General features: G+C 47.6%; 19 protein-coding genes. 9 read left to right on the top strand and 10 right to left on the bottom strand.

Features of this window, described 5'->3' with window-relative positions; genetic code table 11:
• Nucleotides 1–150 precede the first annotated feature (150 nt).
• Nucleotides 151–411 (bottom strand): hypothetical protein, encoded by a 261-nt coding sequence (locus DXN05_RS23490; protein WP_116849761.1) that lies wholly within the window; start codon nt 409–411, stop codon nt 151–153.
• 203 nt (nt 412–614) lie between these two features.
• On the opposite strand from DXN05_RS23490, the gene rpsA reads away from it, so the two are divergent.
• Complete coding sequence (rpsA, locus tag DXN05_RS23495) at nt 615–2,513, top strand: 30S ribosomal protein S1 (protein ID WP_245975290.1); 1,899 nt, start codon at nt 615–617, stop codon at nt 2,511–2,513.
• 541 nt (nt 2,514–3,054) lie between these two features.
• On the top strand, nt 3,055–4,365 hold the full coding sequence (locus tag DXN05_RS23505; RefSeq protein ID WP_116849818.1) for a cryptochrome/photolyase family protein: 1,311 nt from the start codon (nt 3,055–3,057) through the stop codon (nt 4,363–4,365).
• Nucleotides 4,366–4,405: 40 nt separating this feature from the next.
• On the opposite strand, the gene DXN05_RS23510 is transcribed toward DXN05_RS23505, so the two are convergent.
• Nucleotides 4,406–5,293 carry a 1,4-dihydroxy-6-naphthoate synthase gene (locus tag DXN05_RS23510; protein ID WP_245975291.1) on the bottom strand — a complete coding sequence of 296 codons (888 nt, stop codon included), beginning with the start codon at nt 5,291–5,293 and terminating at the stop codon, nt 4,406–4,408.
• An 8-nt stretch (nt 5,294–5,301) separates the two neighbouring features.
• A complete protein-coding gene (gene mqnB, locus DXN05_RS23515) occupies nt 5,302–5,970 on the bottom strand; it encodes a futalosine hydrolase (protein ID WP_147314072.1) in 669 nt (222 codons plus the stop codon).
• 84 nt (nt 5,971–6,054) lie between these two features.
• Between mqnB and DXN05_RS23520 the strand changes: the two genes are divergently transcribed.
• The 4 genes from DXN05_RS23520 to fabD are packed head-to-tail and all read left to right on the top strand — an operon-like array spanning nt 6,055 to nt 8,518.
• Nucleotides 6,055–6,462 carry a 6-pyruvoyl trahydropterin synthase family protein gene (locus DXN05_RS23520; RefSeq protein WP_116849764.1) on the top strand — a complete coding sequence of 136 codons (408 nt, stop codon included), beginning with the start codon at nt 6,055–6,057 and terminating at the stop codon, nt 6,460–6,462.
• A 26-nt stretch (nt 6,463–6,488) separates the two neighbouring features.
• Nucleotides 6,489–6,908, top strand: coding sequence for a 6-pyruvoyl trahydropterin synthase family protein (locus DXN05_RS23525; protein WP_116849765.1), 420 nt, complete (start codon nt 6,489–6,491; stop codon nt 6,906–6,908).
• Between the two features lie 60 nt (nt 6,909–6,968).
• The gene (folE, locus tag DXN05_RS23530) at nt 6,969–7,565 is read left to right on the top strand and encodes a GTP cyclohydrolase I FolE (protein WP_116849766.1); all 597 of its coding nucleotides are present in this window, start codon (nt 6,969–6,971) and stop codon (nt 7,563–7,565) included.
• A 59-nt stretch (nt 7,566–7,624) separates the two neighbouring features.
• The gene (gene fabD, locus DXN05_RS23535; protein ID WP_116849767.1) at nt 7,625–8,518 is read left to right on the top strand and encodes an ACP S-malonyltransferase; all 894 of its coding nucleotides are present in this window, start codon (nt 7,625–7,627) and stop codon (nt 8,516–8,518) included.
• 112 nt (nt 8,519–8,630) lie between these two features.
• On the opposite strand, the gene DXN05_RS23540 is transcribed toward fabD, so the two are convergent.
• From DXN05_RS23540 to DXN05_RS23550, 3 genes are all read right to left on the bottom strand, one after another.
• Nucleotides 8,631–9,083 (bottom strand): GNAT family N-acetyltransferase, encoded by a 453-nt coding sequence (locus DXN05_RS23540; RefSeq protein ID WP_116849768.1) that lies wholly within the window; start codon nt 9,081–9,083, stop codon nt 8,631–8,633.
• A 42-nt stretch (nt 9,084–9,125) separates the two neighbouring features.
• Complete coding sequence (locus DXN05_RS23545; protein WP_116849769.1) at nt 9,126–9,569, bottom strand: DUF2147 domain-containing protein; 444 nt, start codon at nt 9,567–9,569, stop codon at nt 9,126–9,128.
• Between the two features lie 191 nt (nt 9,570–9,760).
• Nucleotides 9,761–10,756 (bottom strand): beta-ketoacyl-ACP synthase III, encoded by a 996-nt coding sequence (locus DXN05_RS23550; protein WP_116849770.1) that lies wholly within the window; start codon nt 10,754–10,756, stop codon nt 9,761–9,763.
• Nucleotides 10,757–10,896: 140 nt separating this feature from the next.
• On the opposite strand from DXN05_RS23550, the gene ruvA reads away from it, so the two are divergent.
• Together ruvA and sov are read left to right on the top strand one after the other, a co-directional pair.
• A complete protein-coding gene (gene ruvA / locus DXN05_RS23555) occupies nt 10,897–11,505 on the top strand; it encodes a Holliday junction branch migration protein RuvA (protein ID WP_245975292.1) in 609 nt (202 codons plus the stop codon).
• Nucleotides 11,506–11,545: 40 nt separating this feature from the next.
• Complete coding sequence (gene sov / locus DXN05_RS23560) at nt 11,546–18,829, top strand: T9SS outer membrane translocon Sov/SprA (RefSeq protein ID WP_116849772.1); 7,284 nt, start codon at nt 11,546–11,548, stop codon at nt 18,827–18,829.
• Between the two features lie 109 nt (nt 18,830–18,938).
• On the opposite strand, the gene DXN05_RS23565 is transcribed toward sov, so the two are convergent.
• The gene (locus tag DXN05_RS23565) at nt 18,939–19,727 is read right to left on the bottom strand and encodes a class I SAM-dependent methyltransferase (protein ID WP_116849773.1); all 789 of its coding nucleotides are present in this window, start codon (nt 19,725–19,727) and stop codon (nt 18,939–18,941) included.
• Between the two features lie 190 nt (nt 19,728–19,917).
• Between DXN05_RS23565 and DXN05_RS23570 the strand changes: the two genes are divergently transcribed.
• Nucleotides 19,918–21,291, top strand: coding sequence for a hypothetical protein (locus DXN05_RS23570; RefSeq protein WP_116849774.1), 1,374 nt, complete (start codon nt 19,918–19,920; stop codon nt 21,289–21,291).
• 67 nt (nt 21,292–21,358) lie between these two features.
• Here DXN05_RS23570 and DXN05_RS23575 read toward each other — a convergent pair whose 3' ends face one another.
• From DXN05_RS23575 to DXN05_RS23585, 3 genes are read right to left on the bottom strand one after another with little or no spacing between them, the layout of a single operon-like run.
• Entirely contained in the window at nt 21,359–21,856 is a 498-nt protein-coding gene (locus tag DXN05_RS23575; protein WP_245975293.1) for a PaaI family thioesterase, read from the bottom strand.
• Nucleotides 21,857–21,859: 3 nt separating this feature from the next.
• On the bottom strand, nt 21,860–22,363 hold the full coding sequence (locus DXN05_RS23580) for a thioredoxin family protein (protein ID WP_116849775.1): 504 nt from the start codon (nt 22,361–22,363) through the stop codon (nt 21,860–21,862).
• Between the two features lie 3 nt (nt 22,364–22,366).
• Entirely contained in the window at nt 22,367–23,953 is a 1,587-nt protein-coding gene (locus tag DXN05_RS23585; protein ID WP_116849776.1) for a C1 family peptidase, read from the bottom strand.
• Nucleotides 23,954–24,003: the final 50 nt, after the last annotated feature.

Raw genomic sequence — 24,003 nt, forward strand, 5'->3', positions numbered from 1 at the left:
ACTGCTGCAACGAAAAAATATCCAGATCAGGTGTATAACTATAAAAACAAAATGAGGCTGCCTCTTTCTTGAAGTGCCCCCTAAAAGCGTCTAACTTTAAGGGGGCACTTCATCTTTTGAGACAGCCCGCATTTTTTATAAACTTGTTCTCTATCCTTTTTTCTTTGCTGCGTCTTTATTGGCCTTGTAACGCATATCTGCGGTGCCGTCTTTCTTGGTAGGGCCTGCAGGTTTAGCGGCTGCTTTGGATGCGTCTTTGTTTTCTTTGTAACGCATGTCGGGCGTGCCGTCTTTTTTGGTCTTGGCCGTTTGCGCAGTGGCAGCCTTATCTTTTTTGGGTGCTGTTGTTTGCGCGAAATTGGCCACTGTTAACAGGCAGGAGGCGATTACGGCAAGTAATAACTTTTTCATAATTGGGATGGTTTTGAAGCAATTAAGATACAGCTTCGGGATGCAAAAAACTGTTAATGCCCGGCTTAAATTTCTGTTTAAGGGAATACTTGTTTTAATGTTTGGGCCGGCAGTGGCATTAGCACGTTGAATGCGGCGGAAACGTAGGAAAATCGCGGAATAATTTGTATTTTTGCACCCCCGAAATTAAATCCCTTCGGGAAATGGTTATGTTTCAAAATTTGTTTGTTAAACAATTAAACGCAGATGCACAGGAGAGTGCCGCGCCCCAGGCCGAGCCTACTGCGACAACAAATGCACCTGTGGCAGCAGCACCTGCTACTGCGCATGATGATTTTGACTGGAGCATTGATAAACGCAATGTTTCTCATTACGCTCCGGCTGAAAAAGTTAAATATGACAAGGTTTATGATGACACTTTCATCACAATCGGTGATGGTGAAATCGTTACCGGTGGTGTTGTGGCTTTAACTAAAACAGACGTTGTCATCAACATCGGTTTTAAAAGCGACGGTTTGATTTCTTTGAATGAATTCCGTGACTTACCTACACTGAACATCGGCGACGAAGTTGAAGTAATGGTAGTTGAGAAAGAAGACAGGCAAGGTCATCTGCACCTGAGCCGCAAACAGGCACGTATTCACCGCGCATGGGAAAGAATCGTTGAGGTTCATAAAACAGGCGAAGTGGTTACCGGTACTGTTACCAGCAAAACCAAAGGTGGCTTGATCGTTGACGTATTTGGCATGGAAACCTTCCTGCCAGGTTCTCAGATCGATGTTAAACCTGTTACCGATTACGATCAGTTCGTAAACAAAACAATGGAGTTCAAAGTGGTGAAGATCAACGAAGCCATCAAGAATGCCGTTGTATCACACAAAGCTTTGATCGAAAGCGATATCGAAGCACAGCGTGCAGAAATCATCAGCAAACTGGAGAAAGGCCAGGTACTGGAAGGTACTGTGAAAAACATCACAGACTTCGGTGCTTTCATGGATCTGGGTGGCCTCGATGGTTTGTTGTACATCACAGATATCAGCTGGGGTCGTATCTCGCACCCAAGCGAAGTACTGAAACTGGATCAGAAATTACAAGTGGTGGTACTGGATTTCGACGACGACAAACGCCGTATCAGCCTTGGTCTGAAACAATTAACTCCTCACCCATGGGATGTGCTGCCTGAGTGGATCCACGAAGGTGCTACTGTGAAAGGTAAAGTAGTGAACATTGAAGACTACGGTGCATTCCTCGAAATTCAGCCTGGTGTTGAAGGCCTGGTACACGTAAGTGAAATTACCTGGGCTAACACACCAATCAATGCAAAAGAATTCTTCAAGCTGGGCAACGAGCACGAAGCGAAAGTGGTAACACTGGACAAAGATGCGCGTAAAATGAGCCTGTCTATCAAACAGCTGTCTGAAGATCCCTGGAGCACTATCGAAACTAAATTCCCTGAAGGAAGCAAACACAAAGGCCTGGTTAAAAACATCACTCCTTACGGTGTGTTTGTAGAACTGGAAGCTGGTATCGGTGGTATGATCCACATCAGCGACCTGAGCTGGCTGAAACGTTTCAACCATCCTTCTGAATACACTAAAGTTGGCGAGCAGATCGATGTGGTTATCCTGAGCATCGACAAAGAAAACCGCAAACTGCAGTTGGGACACAAACAGCTGGAAGAAGATCCCTGGAATGCCCTGGAAGATACTTTCGCTGTAGGTACTATCCATGAAGGAACTGTTACCCGCAAAGATGACAAAGGTGCTATTGTTCAGCTGCCTTACGGCCTGGAAGGATTTGCTCCTAACCGTCACCTGGGTAAAGAAGACGGCAAAAGCATCGGCGCCGACGAAACTGCACAGTTCATGGTGATCGAATTCGATCGCAATGAAAAACGCATCGTTGTTAGCCATGCACGTATCTGGGAACAGCAGGCTATTGAAGAGAAAGAAGCTGCGAAGAAAGAAGCACGTGCTGAAGCAGATAAAACCAAGAAAGCTGTTAAAACCATCCAGGGTAAAGTTGAAAAAGCAACTTTGGGTGACTTAGGTGCACTGGCTGAAATCAAAGAAAAACTGAAAAAAGAAGAAGGCAACGGTTAATTCCGGAACCACTGATTTTTTCAAACTATAAAGGCGGTGATGCTCTGCAAAGAGTGTCACCGTTTTTTTGTTTGGGCGATACCCTGCGGGATGATGGGTGAATAGTGAGTAGTGAGTAGTGAATTTTTTAGAAGCAGGAAATGTAGTTATGCGGAAAGTTTGTAATTTAACTGCAATTCATTTGTTATGACCAGCTGGCTGCTACGAACTGCGATTTACTTACTTGATTCTGCTGCTGTGATAGTAGTATTGTTTACTATCCCTAGTACTTTTCACTACAATAGCCAAACGTTGCTGGATGCTGCCTGGGGCTGGCGCGTACTTTATTTTACAGCGGCATTTGTATACAGTTTTGTTTGCCTTTTTAATATGTATGCCATAGATGTGGTGCGCTTTGTTGTGCGTTTTATAGCGTTTAGCGTTGCGAAAAGCAAACGGTGAGTACCTTTACCTTATAGTTGTATTGCTGCTTCTGTTTAGCCTGTTGGCTGTGATCTTAAACATTTACATTCGCGGCTTGTTAAGTATTCAAACTGAACTGATGAAGCCAAAAGTAAATGTAATGTGGTTTAGGCGCGATTTGCGTTTGCATGATAATGCCGCGCTGTACCGCGCATTGAAAGGCAATAATCCTGTGCTGCCGGTATTTATTTTTGATACGCATATTCTCAGCGACCTGGAAGAAAAAAAAGATGCACGCGTTACGTTTATCTACGACGCCATTGCGCATATGCAACAACAGCTTGAAAAGCTGGGCAGCGGTATGGAAGTGTTGTACGATACACCCATAGAGGCTTTCAAACATTTATTGCAGCATTACGATGTTGAAAAGATATACACTAACCGCGACTATGAGCAATATGCTATTGACCGCGACAAATCTATCGCAGCGTTAATTAAAGAACATGGCGGCAGCTTTCATCATTACAAAGACCAGGTAATATTCGACGGTAATGAAGTGTTGAAAGATAACGGTGAACCATACACGGTATTTACCCCTTACAGTAAAAAGTGGAAAGCGCAGCTCACCGATTTTCACCTGCGTTCCTACCCAGCTAAAAAATACTACTCCCATTTTTACCAACACAAGGCAAAGAAGCTGCCCAGCCTGCACAGCATGGGTTTTGAACGTACGGAAGATGATTTCCCGGCAGCTCATGTGAGTGATAACCTGATTAAACAATACAAAGACCAGCGCGATTTTCCCGGTATTGCAGGCACGTCGCGTATGGGCGTGCACCTGCGTTTTGGTACGGTAAGCATACGTGAGCTGGCCAGGCAAGCCATGGAGAACAGCGAAGTATATTTAAATGAACTGGTATGGCGCGAGTTTTATCACATGATACTGGCACATTTTGAGCATGTGCGCAAAGGGCATTCGTTCAGGAAGGAATATGACCATATTAAATGGCGCAATAACGAAAAGGAATTTGACCGCTGGTGCAGGGGCGAAACCGGTTATCCTATTGTAGATGCAGGCATGCGTGAATTAAATACCACGGGTTTTATGCACAACCGGGTACGTATGATTGTAGCCTCTTTCCTGGCCAAACATTTACTGATTGACTGGCGCTGGGGCGAAGCCTATTTTGCTAAAAAACTGCTGGATTATGATTATGCTGCGAACAACGGCGGCTGGCAATGGGCTGCGGGCTGCGGCTGTGATGCTGCGCCTTATTTCAGGGTGTTTAATCCCTCGTTGCAAACCCAACGGTTTGATAAGGATTTACAATATGTGCGCAAGTGGGTGCCTGAGTTTGAAAGCTTCAATTATCCCGAACCCATTGTTCCGCATGAGCTGGGACGCAACAGGGCTTTGGATGAATACAAAAAGGCACTAAAAAAGGGATGAAGCTTTGCAGCCATCATCCCTGTATCATGATTAAGTGTATTTATGCAAATACCGGTGCTGTTGGCGCAGGCTGACCGGGGTGCAGCTGTTTGTATACTTCCATTAAACGGTGTATGGCATCGCGGCCGGGCTGCTCCAGGTCGATAGAGAAATTGTTTACATACAAATCGATGTGCTGGCGCATCACATCTTCACTCATTTCCTGTGCATGACTGCGCACATATTCCGATACATCGGGATAATACGCGAAGGAATTACCAACACTCACGCGGATTAATTCATCTACCTGCTGAATCAATGACAGGGGCAGGCTTCTTTTGGCTACAATGCCACCGAGGGGGATGGGCACCCCTGTTTCTTTTTCCCAGAAATCACCGAGATCCATCCATTTTACCAGTCCGCGCTGCTGGTAAGTAAAACGGTTTTCATGAATGATGACACCGGCATCTGCTTCACCGCTCAATACCGCATCTTCTATTTCGTTAAACACCTTGAACTTTTTAGTCTTAATGCCGGGGTAGGCCAGCGAGAACAGCATGTGCGCCGTGGTGTTTTCGCCGGGAATGGCAATCGTGAGCTGTGATACATCGGTACCGGGCTGCAATGGCTCACGGGCAATAAGCAGGGGGCCTACACCTTTACCAAGTGCACTGCCGCTGTTAAGTACAATATAGTTGGGCAATATAAGGGGCAGCACGCCATAACTTATTTTGGAGAAATCGAGTTTGCCTTCGAGCGCCCATTTGTTGAGGGTTTGCACATCTTCGAGCACTACGTCGAATTCGAGGTCACCGGTATCAATTTTTTTGTTAACCAGTGCGTCGAAAATAAAGGTATCGTTTGGACAGGGACTAAAGCCGAGCGTAAGTTTCATATCGTACTGTTTGATGGTTCCGTTGTTGAATGGTTTGATGGTTAAAACAGCCATAAAGCCATTTAACCATTTTTATCAATTGCTTCTATTAGCTGCAGCAGGCACTGGTTCAGGTTAATGATGGCGTCTTTTATTTTCCACTTTGATTTGTCGCGTTCGCCGATGTAGTTGCTTACGCTTCTCAGCTGGATAAAAGGTGTCCGGGCCATTCTGCATACATAATGCAGCGCGGCGCCTTCCATGCTTTCGAGGGTGGGGCGGTAGTGTTGCTGCAGCTGTTGTATACGTTCGGGCCGGGTGGTGATGGTATTGATGGTAACCGCATGGGCCTGGGGCAGGTGCAGCAGGTTGTACTGTTGAAGCCAGGGGTTGGGCAGTTCCCGGTTTTCGAAGGGGGGGGTATCGGGGCCATCGAGCTGCAGGCTGAACAAATCGCGCCACTGGCCGTTTTCTTCTACACCGGTATCACCAAAGTGTTCGCTGCTGATGGCCATAACTGCGCCAAGCGGCACCTGGTGGTCAAAGCAACCGGCAATACCCGCCTGGATAACCAGTTGTGGTTGCTGTTCGCTGAGCAGGCGCGTAAGCGACCAGGTGGTGGCCACCATGCCTACGCCTGCAGTATGAAATTGCACAGAAACAGGGGCATCTGCACCGGAATAACGGGCGGGGAGGGTTTCTTTAACCGGGGCAATTTCGCCTGCTGTGGCAGCTGTAATTACAACACGCATAAGTGTGGGCAAAGGTCGGGTAAAAAAGGAAAACTACCAGCTTTGCCTGCTATCTGTTAACTTTGCAAAAATTTTTGGAGCGGAATGGTTTATCTCACGAGACTGGAGCATTTTAATGCAGCACACAAATTATACAACCCCGCCTGGAGCAAGGAAAAGAACGAAAGTGTATTCGGGGTTTGTGCCAATGAAAACTGGCATGGGCATAACTTTGACCTGTTTGTAACCATTAAGGGTGAAGTGGACGAGGACACCGGTTTTTTGATGGACGTTAAGAAACTGAGCAAGCTGATCAGGGAGAAAGTGATTGCCAAAGTAGATCACAAGAACCTGAACTTAGATGTTGATTTTTTGCAGGGCAAAATATGCAGCACCGAGAACCTGGCTATGGGTATTTGGCACCAGCTGGCACCTCATTTGCCGGAGAATGTGCAGTTACATTGCATTAAGCTTTACGAAACGGCCCGTATTTATGTAGAGTATTTCGGGTAATACATCAACGTTAAAAACATTCAACGATGCCCGGCTATAAAACAGCGGTTTACAGGAAAGAACATTTTAATGCGGCGCACCGTTTGCATGTACCTGCTTTTTCTGACGAGAAGAACCAGCAGGTGTTTGGTAAGTGTAACAATGCCAATTTCCACGGGCATAACTATGAGCTGGTAGTAAAAGTTACCGGCATGCCCGATGCTGCTACCGGTTATGTAATTGACCTGAAATTGCTGAGCGATATTGTAAGGGAAGAAGTGCTGGACAGGTTTGATCACAAAAACCTGAACCTCGATACGGTGGAATTCCGTGAGCTGAACCCCACGGCAGAAAATATTGCCCGGGTAATTTACGACCTGCTGCGGCCGCGGATTAATGCTGCGCTCGACCTGCAGGTACGCCTGTATGAAACAGAAAGAAACTTCGTGGAATACCCGGCATTGTAGCCGGAGAAAATGCCATTATACATTGGCATTTGTTGTTGATAACAGATTAAATATGTAGCAATGGCCTATACCAAAACAGAACATTACGACGAGGATGTAACCAACGATATGATGGGCAGTTACCGCAAGGTAATTGAATTGATAGGTGAAAATCCCAACAGGGAAGGATTGCAGAAAACGCCCGAGCGTATTGCCAAAGCAATGCAGTTTTTAACGCAGGGATACCAGCTTGATGCGGTGGATATACTCAACTCCGCCAAGTTTCACGAAACCGTGAGCGAGATGGTAATTGTAAAAGATATTGAATTGTACAGCATGTGCGAGCACCATATGCTGCCTTTTATAGGTAAGGCTCATATAGCCTACATCCCCAACGGGTGGATCACCGGCTTAAGCAAAATAGCCCGCGTGGTAGATGTGTATTCCCGCCGCCTGCAGGTGCAGGAACGGTTAACCACCGAAATACTCGGCGCCATTAAAGAAGCGCTGAATCCCATTGGGGTGGCTGTGGTAATTGAGGCCCAACACCTGTGCATGATGATGCGTGGTGTGCAGAAACAAAATTCTGTTACCACTACCTCTGCTTTTTTTGGTGAGTTTGAAAAAGAAACCACCCGCAGTGAATTTATGAAGCTCATCAGTGCCACACTGAGTTAATTGCTTTTACTATTATTTTTGCGCCCTGTTACCAAAACCCCCAAACAAATCAACAAACTATGGGCAAACACGCGTACGTATTTCCAGGCCAGGGAAGCCAGTTCAGTGGAATGGGCAAAAACCTGTACGAATCCAATACCGCTGCCAAACAATTATTTGAGCAGGCCAATGATAGCCTGGGTTTTAAAATAAGCGACGTCATGTTCACCGGCACCGAAGAGGCACTGAAACAGACTGCAGTTACGCAACCTGCTGTTTTCCTGCACTCCGTAGCTGCCTATCAAACCATTGAAAACGCGGTACCTGATATGGTAGCCGGTCATTCGCTGGGTGAATTTTCTGCACTGGTAGCCAACGGCACACTACTGTTTACCGATGCATTGAAACTGGTGAGCCTGCGCGCAAAAGCCATGCAGAAGGCCTGTGAAATAACGCCTTCAACCATGGCTGCCGTACTGGCCCTGGATGACGCGAAAGTAGAAGAAATATGCGCCGCTGTTCAGCAGGAAACCGGTGAAATAGTGGTGGCTGCCAACTATAACTGCCCTGGCCAGCTGGTAATCAGCGGTACGGTAAAAGGGGTTGAAATTGCCTGCGAACGCATGAAAGCTGCAGGTGCCAAACGCGCGCTGGTGCTGCCTGTGGGCGGTGCTTTTCACTCACCCCTGATGGAACCTGCACGTGAAGAACTGGCTGCTGCTATTGAAGCAACCACGTTTAACACGCCTAAATGCCCGGTTTACCAGAATGTGGTGGCCAAAGCCGTAACAGACGCGGCTTCCATTAAGCAAAACCTGATTAACCAGTTAACCGGCGCCGTGCGCTGGACACAAAGTGTACAGGCAATGCTGGCTGATGGCGCAACTGAATTTACAGAGGCTGGTCCTGGTAAAGTATTACAGGGACTGGTTGCGAAGATTGATAAGAATGCCGTGGTAAATGGTGTAAACTAGAGCGCAGCTTTTAGCGGATAGCGGATAGCGATTAGCTTTCCCAAAGCGGATTTTATAAGAAACGGATGATCTACCTAGCGGGATCATCCGTTTTATTTTATAATATATTATACTAAGCCACGGTAAGTGCGCAATTCACCCATTCGGGATCGAGGGTGGCATTGAGTTTTTTGTAGAAGCGGATGGCGGGCTCATTCCATTCGAGTACCTGCCAGGCAATGCCATTGTAGTGTTGTTTTTTAGCTTCTTCAATCAGGGCATCAAACAGCAGGGAGCCGATGCCTTTGCCGCGCCATGCTTCGGTTACCAGCAGGTCTTCGAGGTACATGCGCTGCCCTTTCCAGGTAGAGTAGCGGATGTAATAGAGTGCGAAACCGACTACCTGGTTACCGGCTTCGGCTACAAAGGCCCACCATACCGGTTTGCTGCCAAAGCCGCTTTCTTCAAAATGTTCCTGGGAAACGGTGACTTCCTGCGGGGCTTTTTCAAAAACGGCGAGTTCGTGCACCAGTTCCATCATGCGGGCGCAATCTTTTCGCTCTGCTTTGCGTATGGTTATGCTCATGTTTGGTAAAAATACTTTCCACGAAGTTAAAAGAACAGCGGCTTATGGCGCCACCGTCCATACAGAAGTGCGGCCCAGCATAGAGAAACTACAGATATATCCTTTCAGTTTTAATTCATTACCACCTGCCTGCAGGGTAAGTTTGCCGCAATAGGTTTTACCGGTCTTGGGGTCGTACACAGTGCCGCCTTCATACACGCCTTCTGTTTTGCCTTTGGTGAAGCCTTTGAGAATGGGATAGTTCATGAGCGGGGTATTGCGGAGGCTTTCGTTGGGATTTTTGCTATCTGTTCGTGGTTTGCCATTTGCGTCGGTGGCATCCTGCATCCACACCAGTTTGCCGTATAATTTGCCATCTACCGCTTTGTATACTTCAATTTTGGCGGTCTTTTCCTCGTTAAACCAGGTTTTTTCAATGGGCTCTTTCTGGGCAAATGCAGCAAGTGTGCACAGGCAGAGCAAGGCAGCTAACAGGTAATTTTTCATGTATATATAAAACGTAATGTACGTGCAAAAGTTGCCCGCTCAATTTGAAAATTTGAAAGTGCGCTAATTTGAAAATGGCATACAACTGCCTGATAGGTAGATTACTAAATGGCTATTAACAAGCAAAGCGCCGGGCAGGGCCGGCGCTTTTTTTATTTTGTATTGCATTTTCAAATTGTCACATTGTCAAATTAGCCGTTGTAGGCCCATTTGATCCAGGCGGCGCCCCAGGTGAAACCGCCGCCGAAGGCTGCGAGTACCAGGTTGTCGCCTTTTTTGAGCTGGTTTTCCCATTCCCACAGGCAAAGGGGGATGGTACCTGCAGTGGTATTGCCAAAGCGATGGATGTTGATCATCACCTTTTCTTTAGGCAGTCCCATGCGGTTGGCAGTTGCGTCGATAATGCGCAGGTTGGCCTGGTGGGGTACCAGCCAGGAAATATCATCGGCAGAGAGGTTATTGCGTTCCATAAGCTGAGCGCTTACATCGGCCATGCCGGTTACGGCAAATTTAAACACGGTTTTACCTTCCTGGTAAGCATAGTGTTCGCGGGCGGTAACGGTTTCAATAGTGGCTGGTTTTAAAGAACCGCCTGCTTTCATGTGCAGGAAATCGCGGCCGCTGCCGTCGCTTTTGAGGATAGAATCCAGTAGGCCTTCGCCTTCGTTATTGGCTTCGAGCAGCACAGCGCCGGCGCCGTCGCCGAAAATAATGCAGGTAGTACGGTCGGTGTAATCGATAATAGAGCTCATTTTATCTACCCCAACCACGATTACCTTTTTATAGCGGCCACTTTCGATAAAGCTGGCACCTGTGGTAAGGCCATATAAAAAGCCGCTGCAGGCGGCACTCATGTCAAAACCCCAGGCGTTGGTAGCGCCTATTTTGTCGGAAATTATATTGGCAGTGGCAGGAAACACCATATCGGGCGTTACCGTGGCACAAATGATACAGTCAATTTCTTTGGGGTCGAGGTTTCTTTTGCGGAGGATTTCCTGGATGGCTGGAACGGCCATATCGCTGCTGGCCTTGCCTTCTCCTTTTAATATTCTGCGTTCTTCTATACCCGTACGGCTCTTAATCCATTCGTCTGAGGTTTCTACAATCTTTTCAAGTTCAGCGTTGGTAAGCCTGTATTCCGGCACATACCCGCCTACGGCGGTAATGGCTGCTGTTATTTTATTCATGCGAAAATAATTCAAATGAGGTGGGCAAAGGTAGTTGATTTACGAATTGCTTGCAGGTTTCAGGGTTCCAAGTTTCCTTTGCGTTAAGGCCTGCACACTGGCTGGGATGAATATTGGTTTTGTGGGGAAATACCCTATTTTTGAGTTTCCAGTATATGATAGCATTTGTAAGAGGTAATTTTGTGCACAAAACACCGGCACAGGTGGTGGTAGATGTAAATGGCGTTGGGTATGACCTGCATATAAGTCTGCATACCTATTCATCGATCAGTAATATTGACAAAGGTCAGCTGTTTACCTATCTTCACATTACTGAAAATGCGCAAACCCTGTATGGCTTTTTTGAACAGTCTGAGAAGGAATTGTTTTTACAGTTGATCAGTGTATCCGGAATAGGGGCTTCTACAGCCAGAATGATGCTGTCGGGTATGAAACCAGAGGAAATTGTAAAAGCCATTGTACAGGGAAATGCCAAACTGCTTGAAAGCATCAAGGGTATTGGCCGGAAAACAGCCGAAAGGCTGATACTGGAACTGAGGGAGAAACTGGCCAAACAGCATATGGACAGCCCGCTGACCACCACCACTGCTGCACATCAACCCGTTGAAAACGACGCACTGCAGGCCCTGGTAGCGTTGGGGATAGCTCGTAATGCCGCTGAAACAGCCGTACAGAAGGTTTTAAAACAACACGGGGATAATGCACCCGGACTGGAGCAATTAATCAAATCAGCACTTAAAAACCTGTAAGCTATAGCGAGAATTCTACTTAAACAGAGCTAACTAGAAATTGACTCAGCAATCTTGTTTTACCCGTATACTCCTTTTAACAGCAGTTACCTGGCTATGCTGTGCCGTACCCGCTTTTTCCCAGAAGAAAGACAGTACTGCGCGCAGGTCAGACTCGTTGCATTTTCCATTACAAGACCGCCGCGGCGACCCTTTTACCTGGAAAAACAGGAACCCTTTTGACCTCAAAGATACCAGTTACCTGAAACGCACCATCGAGTACGACCCTGTTACCAAACAATACTATATTATTGAAAAAGTAGGCAACCAGTACTTCCGCAAGCCTACTTATCTCAGCTTCGAAGAATTCTGGAAACTGCAGAGCCGGCAGGCAGAAGATGATTATTTTAACCAGCGCGCGAATACCCTCTATGATCTGAATAAAAAGGTGGCAAGGCCCAGGATGCAGATGTACAATAAACTGTTCGATCGCATTTTTGGCGCTGATTCCAATGGATTGAAGATAGATATCCGCCCTTCCGGTACAGTAGATCTTTCGCTTGGTTACCAGGGGCAGAATATTAAAAACCCCACACTACCTGAAAACGCACGCAGAACAGGCGGCCTGGATTTTAACATGAACGCCAACGTGCAGGTAATTGGCAATATCGGTAACAAACTGAAGCTGCCGATTAATTATAATACCCTCGCCAACTTTGATTACGAAAACCAGCTGAAGCTTGATTACCGCGGTATGGATGATGAAATCATCAAATCCATTGAAGCAGGTAATATTTCGTTTCAAAGCAAGGGTACACTGGTGAGCAGCGTGCAAAGCCTGTTTGGTATAAAAACCCAGTTGCAGTTCGGTCGGTTGCTGATAACAGCCGCGCTGGCCAACCAGCGGTCGCAAAAACAATCCGTGGCATTGAAAGGCGGGGGGCTTACCCAAACGCTGAACAAGAAGCTGGACGATTACGAAGAGAACAAACACTTTTTGCTGGCGCAGTACTTCCGCAACAACTATAATAAAACCATGAGCAAACTGCCCGTGGTAAACAGCCAGGTACAGATACTGCGTATGGAAGTATGGGTAACCAACCGTACCGGTACGGCTACGGATGCGCGCTATGTGGCAGGTTTGATGGACCTTGGTGAAGCACATCCGTACAACCCCATTAACACACCTACTACCACCAACGAACTGCCGCAGAATGGCGCCAACACATTATACAGTTACCTGGTAAGCAACCCCAATAACCGCAACCCGAATTTTGTAAACAGCCTGTTGCAGTCAAGGGGATTAACACCGGTAAACGAATACGAGAAAACATTTGCGCGCAAGCTGAATACCACCGAATATTACTTTAACCCGCAGGTGGGCTTTTTGTCACTGAACCAGCAGCTGCAGCCGGATGATGTTTTAGGTGTAGCCTATCAATATACCTATAACGGCCGCACCTACCAGGTGGGTGAGTTTTCGCAGGACGTAACCGTTGATTCAACACAGGGAGTGCAGAAAGTACTGTTCCTGAAATTGCTGAAAGCTACATCACAGCGCACCAACCTGCCTATCTGGGACCTGATGATGAAAAACGTTTACTCGCTGGATGTAAACAACCTGCAACAGCAGGACTTCAAACTCAATATCCTGTACCAGGACCCCAGCGGCGGTACCAAACCATACCTGCCTGAAAGTGCGCCCGCTGTTCAGGGTAAAACACTGCTGAACGTATTGAACCTTGACCGGTTAAACAACCGCAATGATCCATTGCCTGATGGTGTGTACGATTACGTGGAAGGATTTACTGTTTTATCACAGCAGGGCAAAATCATCTTCCCCGTACTGGAACCATTTGGCCGTGACCTGGATTCACTTGCCTTCCAGGGGCAGCCGCAGGCATTGAAAGATAAATATGTGTTTTACGCTTTGTACGATTCTATCAAAGCCATTGCGCAAACACATGCTAACCTCAACCGCTTTGTGGCACAGGGTACAGCCAAGGGCAGCACCACGAATGAAATATCGCTGAATGCCATTAACGTACCGCCGGGATCAGTGACGGTAACAGCAGGCGGGCAACTGTTGCGGGAGAACGTGGATTATGTAATTGATTACAGCATCGGCTCACTCAAAATAATTAACCAGGCCATTCTTAACTCGGGCGTGCCGGTAAATGTGCAGTACGAAAACAACGCAGGCTTTGGGTTGCAGCAACGCAACTTTATGGGATTGCGCCTGGACTATAAGGCCAGCAGTAAACTGAACATCGGTGCCACCATTGAACATTTGGGCGAACGCCCGTTTTTTACAAAGATGGATATTGGTGATGACCCCATCAGCAATACCATTTATGGTGTTGACTTCAACTACCGCTCTGAATGGCCGGGCCTTACGAGGTTGCTGAATAAACTGCCGTTTTATAAAAGCAATGCCATGAGTAGCATCAATGCTTATGGTGAAGCAGCGGCGTTAAAACCCGGTCACGCTTCACAGATAGGTAAGGGCAACCAGGGAGCTGTGTACATTGATGACTTTGAAGGAACGAGCACCAACATCGATCTGCGTTACCCGTTTGTAAACTGGACGCTGGCCTCTACACCGGCAGGTAATGGCCTGTTCCCGGAAGCAACGCTGGTAGATTCATTGCCCTATGGTAAAAACAGGGCCAAGCTGGCATGGTACAGCATTGAACCGGTACTGCAGGATAAAAACAATGCCAACAACCCGCTGCGTAAAGACCTGGATGCATTGAGTGACCCGCGCACGCGTGCGGTGTTTACCAACGAACTGTTTCCGCAGCGTACCACCAACATTACTGACGTACAGACTTCCACATTTGACCTTGCTTATTATCCAACAGAAAAAGGTCCGTACAACTTTGAAACCGCCACTTCAGAACTGGATGCCAATGGCCGTTTCCGTTTTCCGAAAAGAAAATGGGGTGGTATTATGCGCAGCATTGACCAGACAGACTTTGAAACAGCGAACATAGCCTTTGTTGAATTCTGGATGCAGGATCCGTTTGTGCTGAACCAGGCGAGCACCGGCGGTAAGCTGATGATTGACCTGGGTAATATCAGCGAAGACATCCTGAAAGATGGCCGCCGCTTTTATGAAAACGGGTTGATTACACCGTCACAACCCGCGGCCGTTGACAGCACCGGTGTTTGGGGTGTTACACCTGTTAACCCGATACAGATTACACAGGCATTCAGCAATGACCCGGCAGAACGCCCCTACCAGGACGTTGGTTTTGATGGTATGAACGATGCGCAGGAAAGAAACAAACGCAGCCAGTACCTGAGTGATCTTTCTGTGAACTTCCCACAGGGCTCATCGGTTTACCAGGGTGCATTAAACGACCCCTCGAACGATAACTACAAATGGTACCGTGATGCCAGCTTTGATGCTGCCAACACCGGAATACTCGGTCGTTATAAAAGTTACAATAACCCGCAGGGCAACTCACCTGTGGCAGACCAGAACAACTCACAGTTTTCACCTGCTGCAACCCTGTATCCTGATAACGAAGACCTGAACCGCGACAACACCCTCAACGAAACAGAAGAATACTACGAATACCAGATTGACCTGAAACCCGGTATGGATGTGGGTTTAACGCGTTATATCACTGACAAGCGTGTGATTACCCCGAACGTACCCAATGGCCAGCCAAGACCGGAGAACTGGTATTTGTTCCGCATACCGGTTGAGAACTTTACTACCAAAGTGGGCCAGATACCTGACTTTAAATCTATCCGTTTTGTAAGAATGTATCTCACGGGTTTTGAAGATTCGGTGGTTACACGTTTTGCCACCCTGAACCTGGTACGTAACCAGTGGCGTGGTTTTACCTACGACCTTGACACAACCGGAAGCTATACACCCATTGCCACCAATACAGCCACCACGCTGGATGTGCTGGCTGTTAACGTGGAAGAAAACAGCAGCCGTCAGCCGATTCCTTACGTAATCCCCCCGGGCATTGAACGTGTACAGGTGCTGAGCAACAACGGCGTAAACCTGTTGCAGAACGAACAATCGATGAGCCTGCGTATTAAAAACCTGGCAGACGGCGATTCAAGGGCTGTGTTCAAAACCATGAACCTCGACTTCAGGCAATATGGTAAACTGTCGATGTTTATACATGCCGAAGCATCGGGTACGCAGCTGCGCGATAATGACCTGAATGCAGTTATCCGCATTGGCCAGGACTTCCTGAACAACTATTATGAAATTAAGATACCACTGAAAGTAACTGTTCCGGGTAATGCACTTACAGCAGACCAGGTATGGCCTGCAGACAACAATCTTGACTTCTCGCTGCAGCAGCTGGTGAATCTTAAATTAACGCGCAATGAAAGTGGCGCAGCGGTGAGCCAGATATACCGGCAAATTATCGGTAACAGAACGTACTCTATTATGGGTAACCCGAACCTGGGGCAGGTAACCAGCTTTTTGATTGGCGTGGAGAATCCGAAAGACCAATCGGGCATGCCGCTGAACACGGAAGTATGGGTTAACGAACTGCGTTTATCAGAAATTGATGAACAGGGCGGATGGGCTGCACTGGGCCGTGTGGATGCGCAGCTGGCAGACCTGGGAACCGTATCAGTATCGGCCAATACCTACACCGCGGGGTTTGGTAGTATTGACCAGCGTGTAACCGAACGCGCCATGAACGACATGTTCCAGTTTGATGCGGCTACACAGCTCGACCTTGGTAAACTGGTACCACGCAAAGCAGGCTTCAGCATACCCGTATATGCGAGCATTAACCGCACTGTATCTACACCCAAATACGACCCTTATAACCTTGACGTAAAACTGAAAACAGAACTGGGCAGGGTGAGGGATAAGCATGTGCGTGATTCTATTAAAAGCACGGCGCAGGATATAACCACCATTAAAACACTGAACTTTACCAACGTGCGGTTTGCGAAACCCACCATGCGACCAAAGTTGTGGAGCCTGAGCAATTTTGACTTTACTTATTCCTATACCAAGTTTGAACAGGTGAATCCTGTTATTTTAAAGAACGATGTAACCAAGCAGCGGTTTGGGCTGGGCTATACCTATAACGGGCAGGCTAAATTTATAACACCGTTTACGAAACTCATCAAAAACAAAAGTAGCTGGCTGGCCTTTCTGCGCGACTTTAACTTTAACCTGAACCCGGCATTACTGGGCTTCAGGGCAGATGTAAACCGGCAGTTTGGCATGTACATACCACGTATTGTAAACTCTTACGATAACAAGGTAGAACGTGTAGATACTACATACGACAAGTATTTCACCTTTGACCGTTATTATAACCTGCGCTGGGATTTGTCGCGCTCACTGAACCTTGACTTCAGCGCCATTAACAATGCCCGTGTAGACGAACCTTATGGCAGGCTGGATACCAAGGCCAAACGCGATTCGGTATGGAAGAACTTTTTTAAAGGCGGCCGCAACACCATGTACCAGCAAAAAGGAACCTTAACCTATAACCTGCCTTTACAGAAGTTCCCGTTTGCAGACTGGATACAGGCACACTACAGTTACTCAACCAACTACGATTGGGTAGGCGCAAGCCTGCTAGCCACCAACCTGGGCAATACCATTGAAAACGGCCAGCAGAACAGCTTTACGGGTGAATTTGATTTCAGCAGGCTGTATGCAAAATCAAAACTGCTGCGCAGTATAGACATGCCTGCTACACCCAAACCGAAAGCACCGGCCAACAACAACCCTGCAGCAAAACCACAGCAGGTAAACCCGCTGGATACGCTGCCTACACGCGAGCAGGTAATCAAAGGATTGAAAGGAAAACAGAAAAGAGAAGCATTGCGCAAATGGCGCAGGCAACGCCGTGAAGCCAAACGGGCAGCGCGACTGATGCGTGCCAACCAGCCGCAGGAAGTAAATGGCTTTGTACGTACTGCGGGCGGATTGTTGCTGATGGTGAAACGGGTATCTATTAACTACACGGCCAACCTTGCCAGCCGTGTGCCGGGTTATATGGACAGTACCAAATTTATTGGCCAAAACTGGCACAGCATGCAACCGGGACTGGGTTACGTATTTGGTAAACAGCCCGATACTGCCTGGCTGAATGATAAGGCCCGCAGAGGATTGATTACGCGCGATTCAACTTTCAACCTGCTGTACAGGCAAAACTTTGACCAGCGCTTAAACCTTACTGCGAGCCTGCAACCTATCCGTGAACTGAACATTGACCTGAACATTGAGAAATCTTATTCAAAAGAATACACCGAGTTGTTTAAAGACACCACGGGAACAGGCGACCACTTCGGGCATTTAAGTCCGTATGCGAGCGGTGGCTTCACTGTATCGTATATTAGTTTGGGCACCTTGTTCCGGAAATACGATCCCAACCAGGTATCGCAAACGTTCACCGAGTTCCAGAATAACCGTTTGATCATATCACAACGTGTGGCTGCCAAAAACCCTTATCAAAGCGGGAACAAAACACCGGATGGTTATTACGAGGGTTATGGCCGTTACTCACAGGATGTACTGATACCGGCCTTCCTGGCGGCATATGGCAAACGTGATCCGAATAAAATTGCGCTGATTGGCGAATCTAACGGAAATATTAAATCCAATCCATTCAGCGGGATCAAGCCGCTGCCTAACTGGCGTTTAACCTACACCGGTTTAAGTCATGTGCCTGCGCTGAGTTCTATTTTCAGCAGCGTAACCTTAACGCATGGTTATACCGGAAGCCTGAGCATGAACAGCTTTACCAGTGCACTCAACTATTATGATCCGCTGCACCTGGGCACGCCTGGTTTTATAGATACCATATCAGGCAACTTTGTTCCGTTCTTCCTGGTGCCGAACCTTACCGTGCAGGAACAGTTTGCCCCGTTGATTGGTATTGATGTAACCACGCTCAATATGCTGAACGTGAAGTTCGAGTTCCTGAAAAGCCGCCAGCTCAGTTTAAGCTTAAGCGATTACCAGCTGAGTGAGGTACGCAGCACAGAATGGCATATGGGATTGAGCTGGCGCAAACGCGGGTTAAACCTGCCGTTCTCTTTGCCGGGTATGAAAAAAGGAGCGAAGAAACTACAGAACGATCTCAACTTTACCATTGACCTCGGCGTTCGTGACGATACGCAAAGCAACAGCCGTTTAGACCAGGCAACAGCCTATGCTACCGGCGGACAAAAGGTAGTGAAAATACAACCGTCTATCGACTATGTACTGAACAACCGCATTAACATAAAACTGTTCTTCGACCAGCAAAAAACCATCCCGTACATATCGAGTACGGCCCCTGTAACCAATACCAGGGCGGGGGTACAGGTGAGGATATCACTTGCACCATAAACAAAAACGCCGCTCAGTTGCTGAGCGGCGTTTGGCTGTGTCCCCATAGCCAGTACATTGAGCCCGCGGCTGTGAGGACACAGCCGCGGGCTACAAAATTGATTCCCGATCACGGTTTCACCTGGATAAGGTAATACACACAGGTGGTAACAAAATTGCGTAATACGGGCACCTTGCTGATGACTGCATATTGTTTCTTAGCCTTCCAGCCAAACTTCCATTCATAAATGGGATTAATAAGATAGTGCAGCTTATTAACAATCGTATAGCCTTCTTTTTTTACGATGCGTTCAAAACGTTCAATGCTGATGCGTGTGTCGCGTATTTCGAGCAGTTCGCGTACCGGTTCTTTGTAATGGGTGAGAATACCGCGGTACATAAAACGTGGCAGCAGGTGGTACCAGGGTAATTTGCCCAGCCACTTGTTGTGACACAGTTGCTGGTGACCACCAAAGGGCATTTGCCATGGCGGAAAACCAAAGAAAATGGTGCCGCCCTGACGCAGGTAGCTTTTCATCCAGCTGATGAGTTTGGGCTGGTCGTATATGTGTTCAATAACATCTTTCAGGATAATAATGTCGAACGCGCCTTCCAGGTCAGTGTCAACATCGGCGTCATAGATGTTTTTGGAGATGAATTTGGCTTTGCCCGCTGCAATTTCTTCTTTTAACCAGATGGCGGCATTTACCAGGCGTGTTTCATCGAGATCGATGCCTACGCCAGTGCAGCCGGCATCAATAAATGCCTTGAGCACACCGCCTTCGCCACAGCCTATTTCCAGTACACGCATGCCTGGTTGTATGGGTTTAACAGCATTGATAAAGGGTATAACATGCTGCTCCGCATTAATCACCTGAATATCAAAATATCGTTTGCGGTCGCCGTGAAATTCAAACATGCTGTAAATGTACTTTTTTTAATAAAACGCCGGTTTGGGGCCGGGAAGGCGCAAATTAAGTAAAAAGATCATCGCCGGAGCGTGCACCATTACCTGTAAACCGGTATTTTCCATTATTTCAGTCGTAATTGCTTGGTAGTGTAGGCGGTTGGTGCCTATATTTAACGATAACCCAACAATCCCCGCACATATGAATGTATTTAACCCAAATCAACAAAAAACGATCACCACCCTGTGGATTCCCGCGCTGGTACTTGTAGCGCTACGTTTCATCAGCGCAGCTTATTTCGATTCATTGGATAAAATGACGGCGCACCGTATGTTGTACGAACTACTGCGGTATGGCGGCATGTTGTTTTTGATAGGATGGGATTTGCTGCTCACCAAAAAATGGATGCGTTACGGCATATATGCTGCCGGCAGCGTGGCAGTTACACTGGCTGGTGTTTTCCTGCAAAAAGGCGGAATGATCGATGAGTTCGACCTGCTGCTTGTTTCAGGTGCGGCATTGTTACTGCGATCGTACCTGTTGTATGGAAACAGCAAACTGAATGCTTTGCCTGCTACCATCGCCGCATACTTTATTGGTGCAACGGCCTGCTATTTTATTTATTTTCTGCCTACACTACCATACGGTTTAAGGGAAACAGTGGGGAACAATTATACCATACACCTGTTGATGATCTTTGTTCCGTTTGTTGCTTACCCGGTTATATACCTGGTTGAAAATATTGTTGCCGACAAGGAGTATCACCGTTCGCTGATAAGCAAAACAACTGTATTCAGCAAATGGGCTTTTGCGCTTATCCTGTTTTCGGCATGCAATGTATTCTGGAACAGTACAAAGGATATTGCTTTTTTCCTGGAAGTATTTGTATTCGGCCACATACCTGCACATATGCCGTTTTTCCTGCTGGCGTGTTTAGTGAAATGCGGCCTGGGTATCTGGCTTGTTACGCAAACACTGCCCGTGTTGTGGAATGTACTGGTGGCGCGTATGTTAACCACTCACCGTACCAATTATTTATTGCTGGTACTATGCCTGTTTCCGGTTATTAATTTGATTGGTATAGCCGTATTGTTTTTTGCGAAAGAGCAAAATACAAATGCAGCTGAAAACACGGCATGGTATATTGGCCGCAACCGTAGCCTGGCAGTTAAATTACTGAAGGGTTTTGTAGCGCTGATATCGCTGTGGGGCGTGTATGAAGCCTTGCAGCCACTCATGGGCTATACACCGCCTATGCCCTACGTCTTGTTTGTTATATTATCGCTGGCGGTGAGTGCAGGGCGCATTATTGCATTGCTGGCGGCAGACCAGCACAAATTGCCCAAGATACTGTACCTGCTGAATTTTGGTGTGCTGTTGTGCAACCTGCTGCTCAATTTTTCAGATGAACGTTTACTGCTTGAAATAAACCTTGGGCTGGCTGTGCTGAATATCATACTGCTGACCGAAGTATTTGCACCTGCCATAAACGGGCAATCGGTACATGAGTTAACAGCTACGCAAATGGAAGCAGAGAGCGGGCAGCTGGCAGATGATGCGGCACCTGCAGTGTAGTTGTATTTGCACGTTACTGCAGTAATCTTATAAAAATGGCGTACACCAATGATTGTACGCCATTTTTTTATGACTGTCGTGGTTGTTTGGCTTTAAAGCTCCAGGTGAATAAGAAGCTTGCTACCAGTTCACCTGCTTCGTTGTGTGCTTCGCTGAGGCAGGTAATGGTTTGTCCCTCGCCGGTGCTGATAGCTGTGGCAACAGTTTGGGCAATGGCCTCACCGGCCTTGCAGGTGAAGCGGATGGTGCCGGTGGCTTTCTTAAAAAACTGTGCTTCATTTTTTACGATGAGCATACTCACCGGCGGATTGTTTTTGTAAATCATTGCCATGCCCAGTATGCCGGTGCTTATTTCCCCGGCAATACTCAATATGCCGAAGTACATCGAATGAAAAGGGTTTTTGTTAAACCATTGCTGTTTTACTGTAACAATGGCACTCTTCTCATCTATATGAACTATACGCACACCTGCAAACCAGGCAGAAGGCAGTTGCGTAAACAAAAACAACCGGAAACGCAGCGGGTGCATAACCAGTTGTTTGAATGATTGCATATTTTGCGGCATGGGCTATTGTTTGTAGTGCGAAGGATTCAGCGCATCGGGGCTCCATGATTGCAGGAAGTCGAGAACCTTTGTTTTGCTGTATCCTTTTCCTTCTTCAAGATACGCAGAGTTTTGCGTATGCAGGCGGTTGCCGTTTTCATCCAGGATAATAAATACCGGGAACCCGAAACGCTGTGCATAACCATATTGCGCAAACACCGGCAGGTTCTTGTTCTCTTTGCTGTAGTTTAAATGATATACCACATAACCTGCTTTAATGGCAGAATCAAGTTGTGCATCCTGCGTAGTGAGTGCATTGAAGCGCATACACCAGCTGCACCAGTTGCCGCCTGCCTGTATCAACACATTCTTGTGTGTTGCTTTGGCTTCGGCAACAGCGCGGGCTATATCGGCAGCAGCACTGGCTTCCGGGTGATAGATGTGTGCGGTTGTGTCGCCTGCATGTACTTTGGTGAGCAGGCTGAATAAAATTGCGGCGGTCAGCAGCAGTTGTTTTGTTTTTCTCATGTATTACTGTTTATCAATTTCTACTACGCAACCCACAGCCACCCTGTCTTGCACGGGTGTTTTAAAGCTGATGGTACCTTCGGCTGTGTTGCTGAAAGGTACATCTGTTACACTTCTTCTTTTAATGGCCGAGGCCACTGCTGCAGGGAAACCCATATTCCTGTTGCGGTTAATGGCCTCGTTCAGCTGAAACACGTTCAGTGAATCTTTGCTTATAATTACTGCCATATAATCCTTGGTGCCGATACTGTCTGCCGCCATGCTCATACCACGCGGGAACAACCGGTAACCGGTAATGCCGCAATAGGGTGAGAACTTGGTTTTAGTGGGATCGTTTTTAAGCGGGTAAGGAAACAGCACATAACTGCTGTTATCTGTTTCGAGGCCTACCACGTACACATAACAGGCTGCGCTGTTTCTTACTTCCATCTTAAAGGTAGTGCCTTTCCTGATGGGTGCATTGGTTTGAAATACGTTACCGGCTGTAAAATGCAGCGGGATGTATTTCTTTGTTTTGGCCTCTACCAGGCCGATGGAACAATCCAGCTCCTGCGAAGCAGCAGCGCCTTTCAGCGGCATGGCGTTTAAACCGTACGCCTCGCGCACAAAGCGTTTGAAATCGTTGTAACGCACCCAGGCCACACCATTGCTGCCCCATTCCGGTCCCCAGCTGTTCATTATCTGGAAAGCGCCTCCTTCCCTGCGGTCGTCGTAGCCAATTACACACATGGCATGGCCACCAAAGCCCATTTGTGAATAGTCATCATCAGTGGGGTGCCACATATCGCGACCCATCATATCGTGCATAAAACTGCCGCCTACCATCATGCCGATAACAACCGGCACGTCTTTAGACAAATGTTCCTTGATGGCATGCAGGTCGATATTGTTGATCTGGTCGCCTTCGGTTAAACGGGTAAAGCCAAGCATGCGGTACTGTGTGGCTTCCTGTTTTAATGAACCGGGGGGCTGGCGGCTGCAGTCCTGGTCATCGTAAGGGAAATCGTTGAAAGGAACAGCGCCAACGCGCGTCATGTTTTCCATGGCGCGGATAATATAACTGCCCTGGCAGCCGTCGAGTTTAATCTGGTTATACAGGAACGAGGGACTGAATGCAAGCTGGTTGGGATTAGCGCCTGTACTGGCGGCTTCCAGCACGGTGCGGGCGCCATAGGCACTGCTCCATGCCACGCAGCTGCCCTGCTGGCCCTGGTTTTTGCGGTCTGGCGCAAACTTCAGCAGGGATACTGCTTCGGGTAAATCTGTCTTGCTGGGGTCGAGGCCCTCGTAAATCTGTGCCTTGTCAAATTGCTTGGGGTCAAGCACGCCGCCGGTTCTGAAGTCTTCGGCAGATGCCTGCTGGCTGCCGCCCTGCAAACCGCTGAAATTGCACCCGCCTTTGAAATACAATACGGCGCCAACGGCCAGTACTACCAGCAGCAGGATAGGTTTGCGGATAAGGAGGCCGATAAGGAGCGGCAGAAACTGGAACAGGCCACCACCGCCGCCTGGTCCGCGGCCGCCGCCACCACTATTGTCATCTGAATTGTCCTGCTGATCATCGGGATCGTCTACCATGCGTATGGGCATACAAGGGAAGTTTTGATTACGCTACTAATATAATAAAAAGCGGGCGTCCA

This window comes from Deminuibacter soli (assembly GCF_003412455.1).
GTDB classification, from domain to species: domain Bacteria; phylum Bacteroidota; class Bacteroidia; order Chitinophagales; family Chitinophagaceae; genus Deminuibacter; species Deminuibacter soli.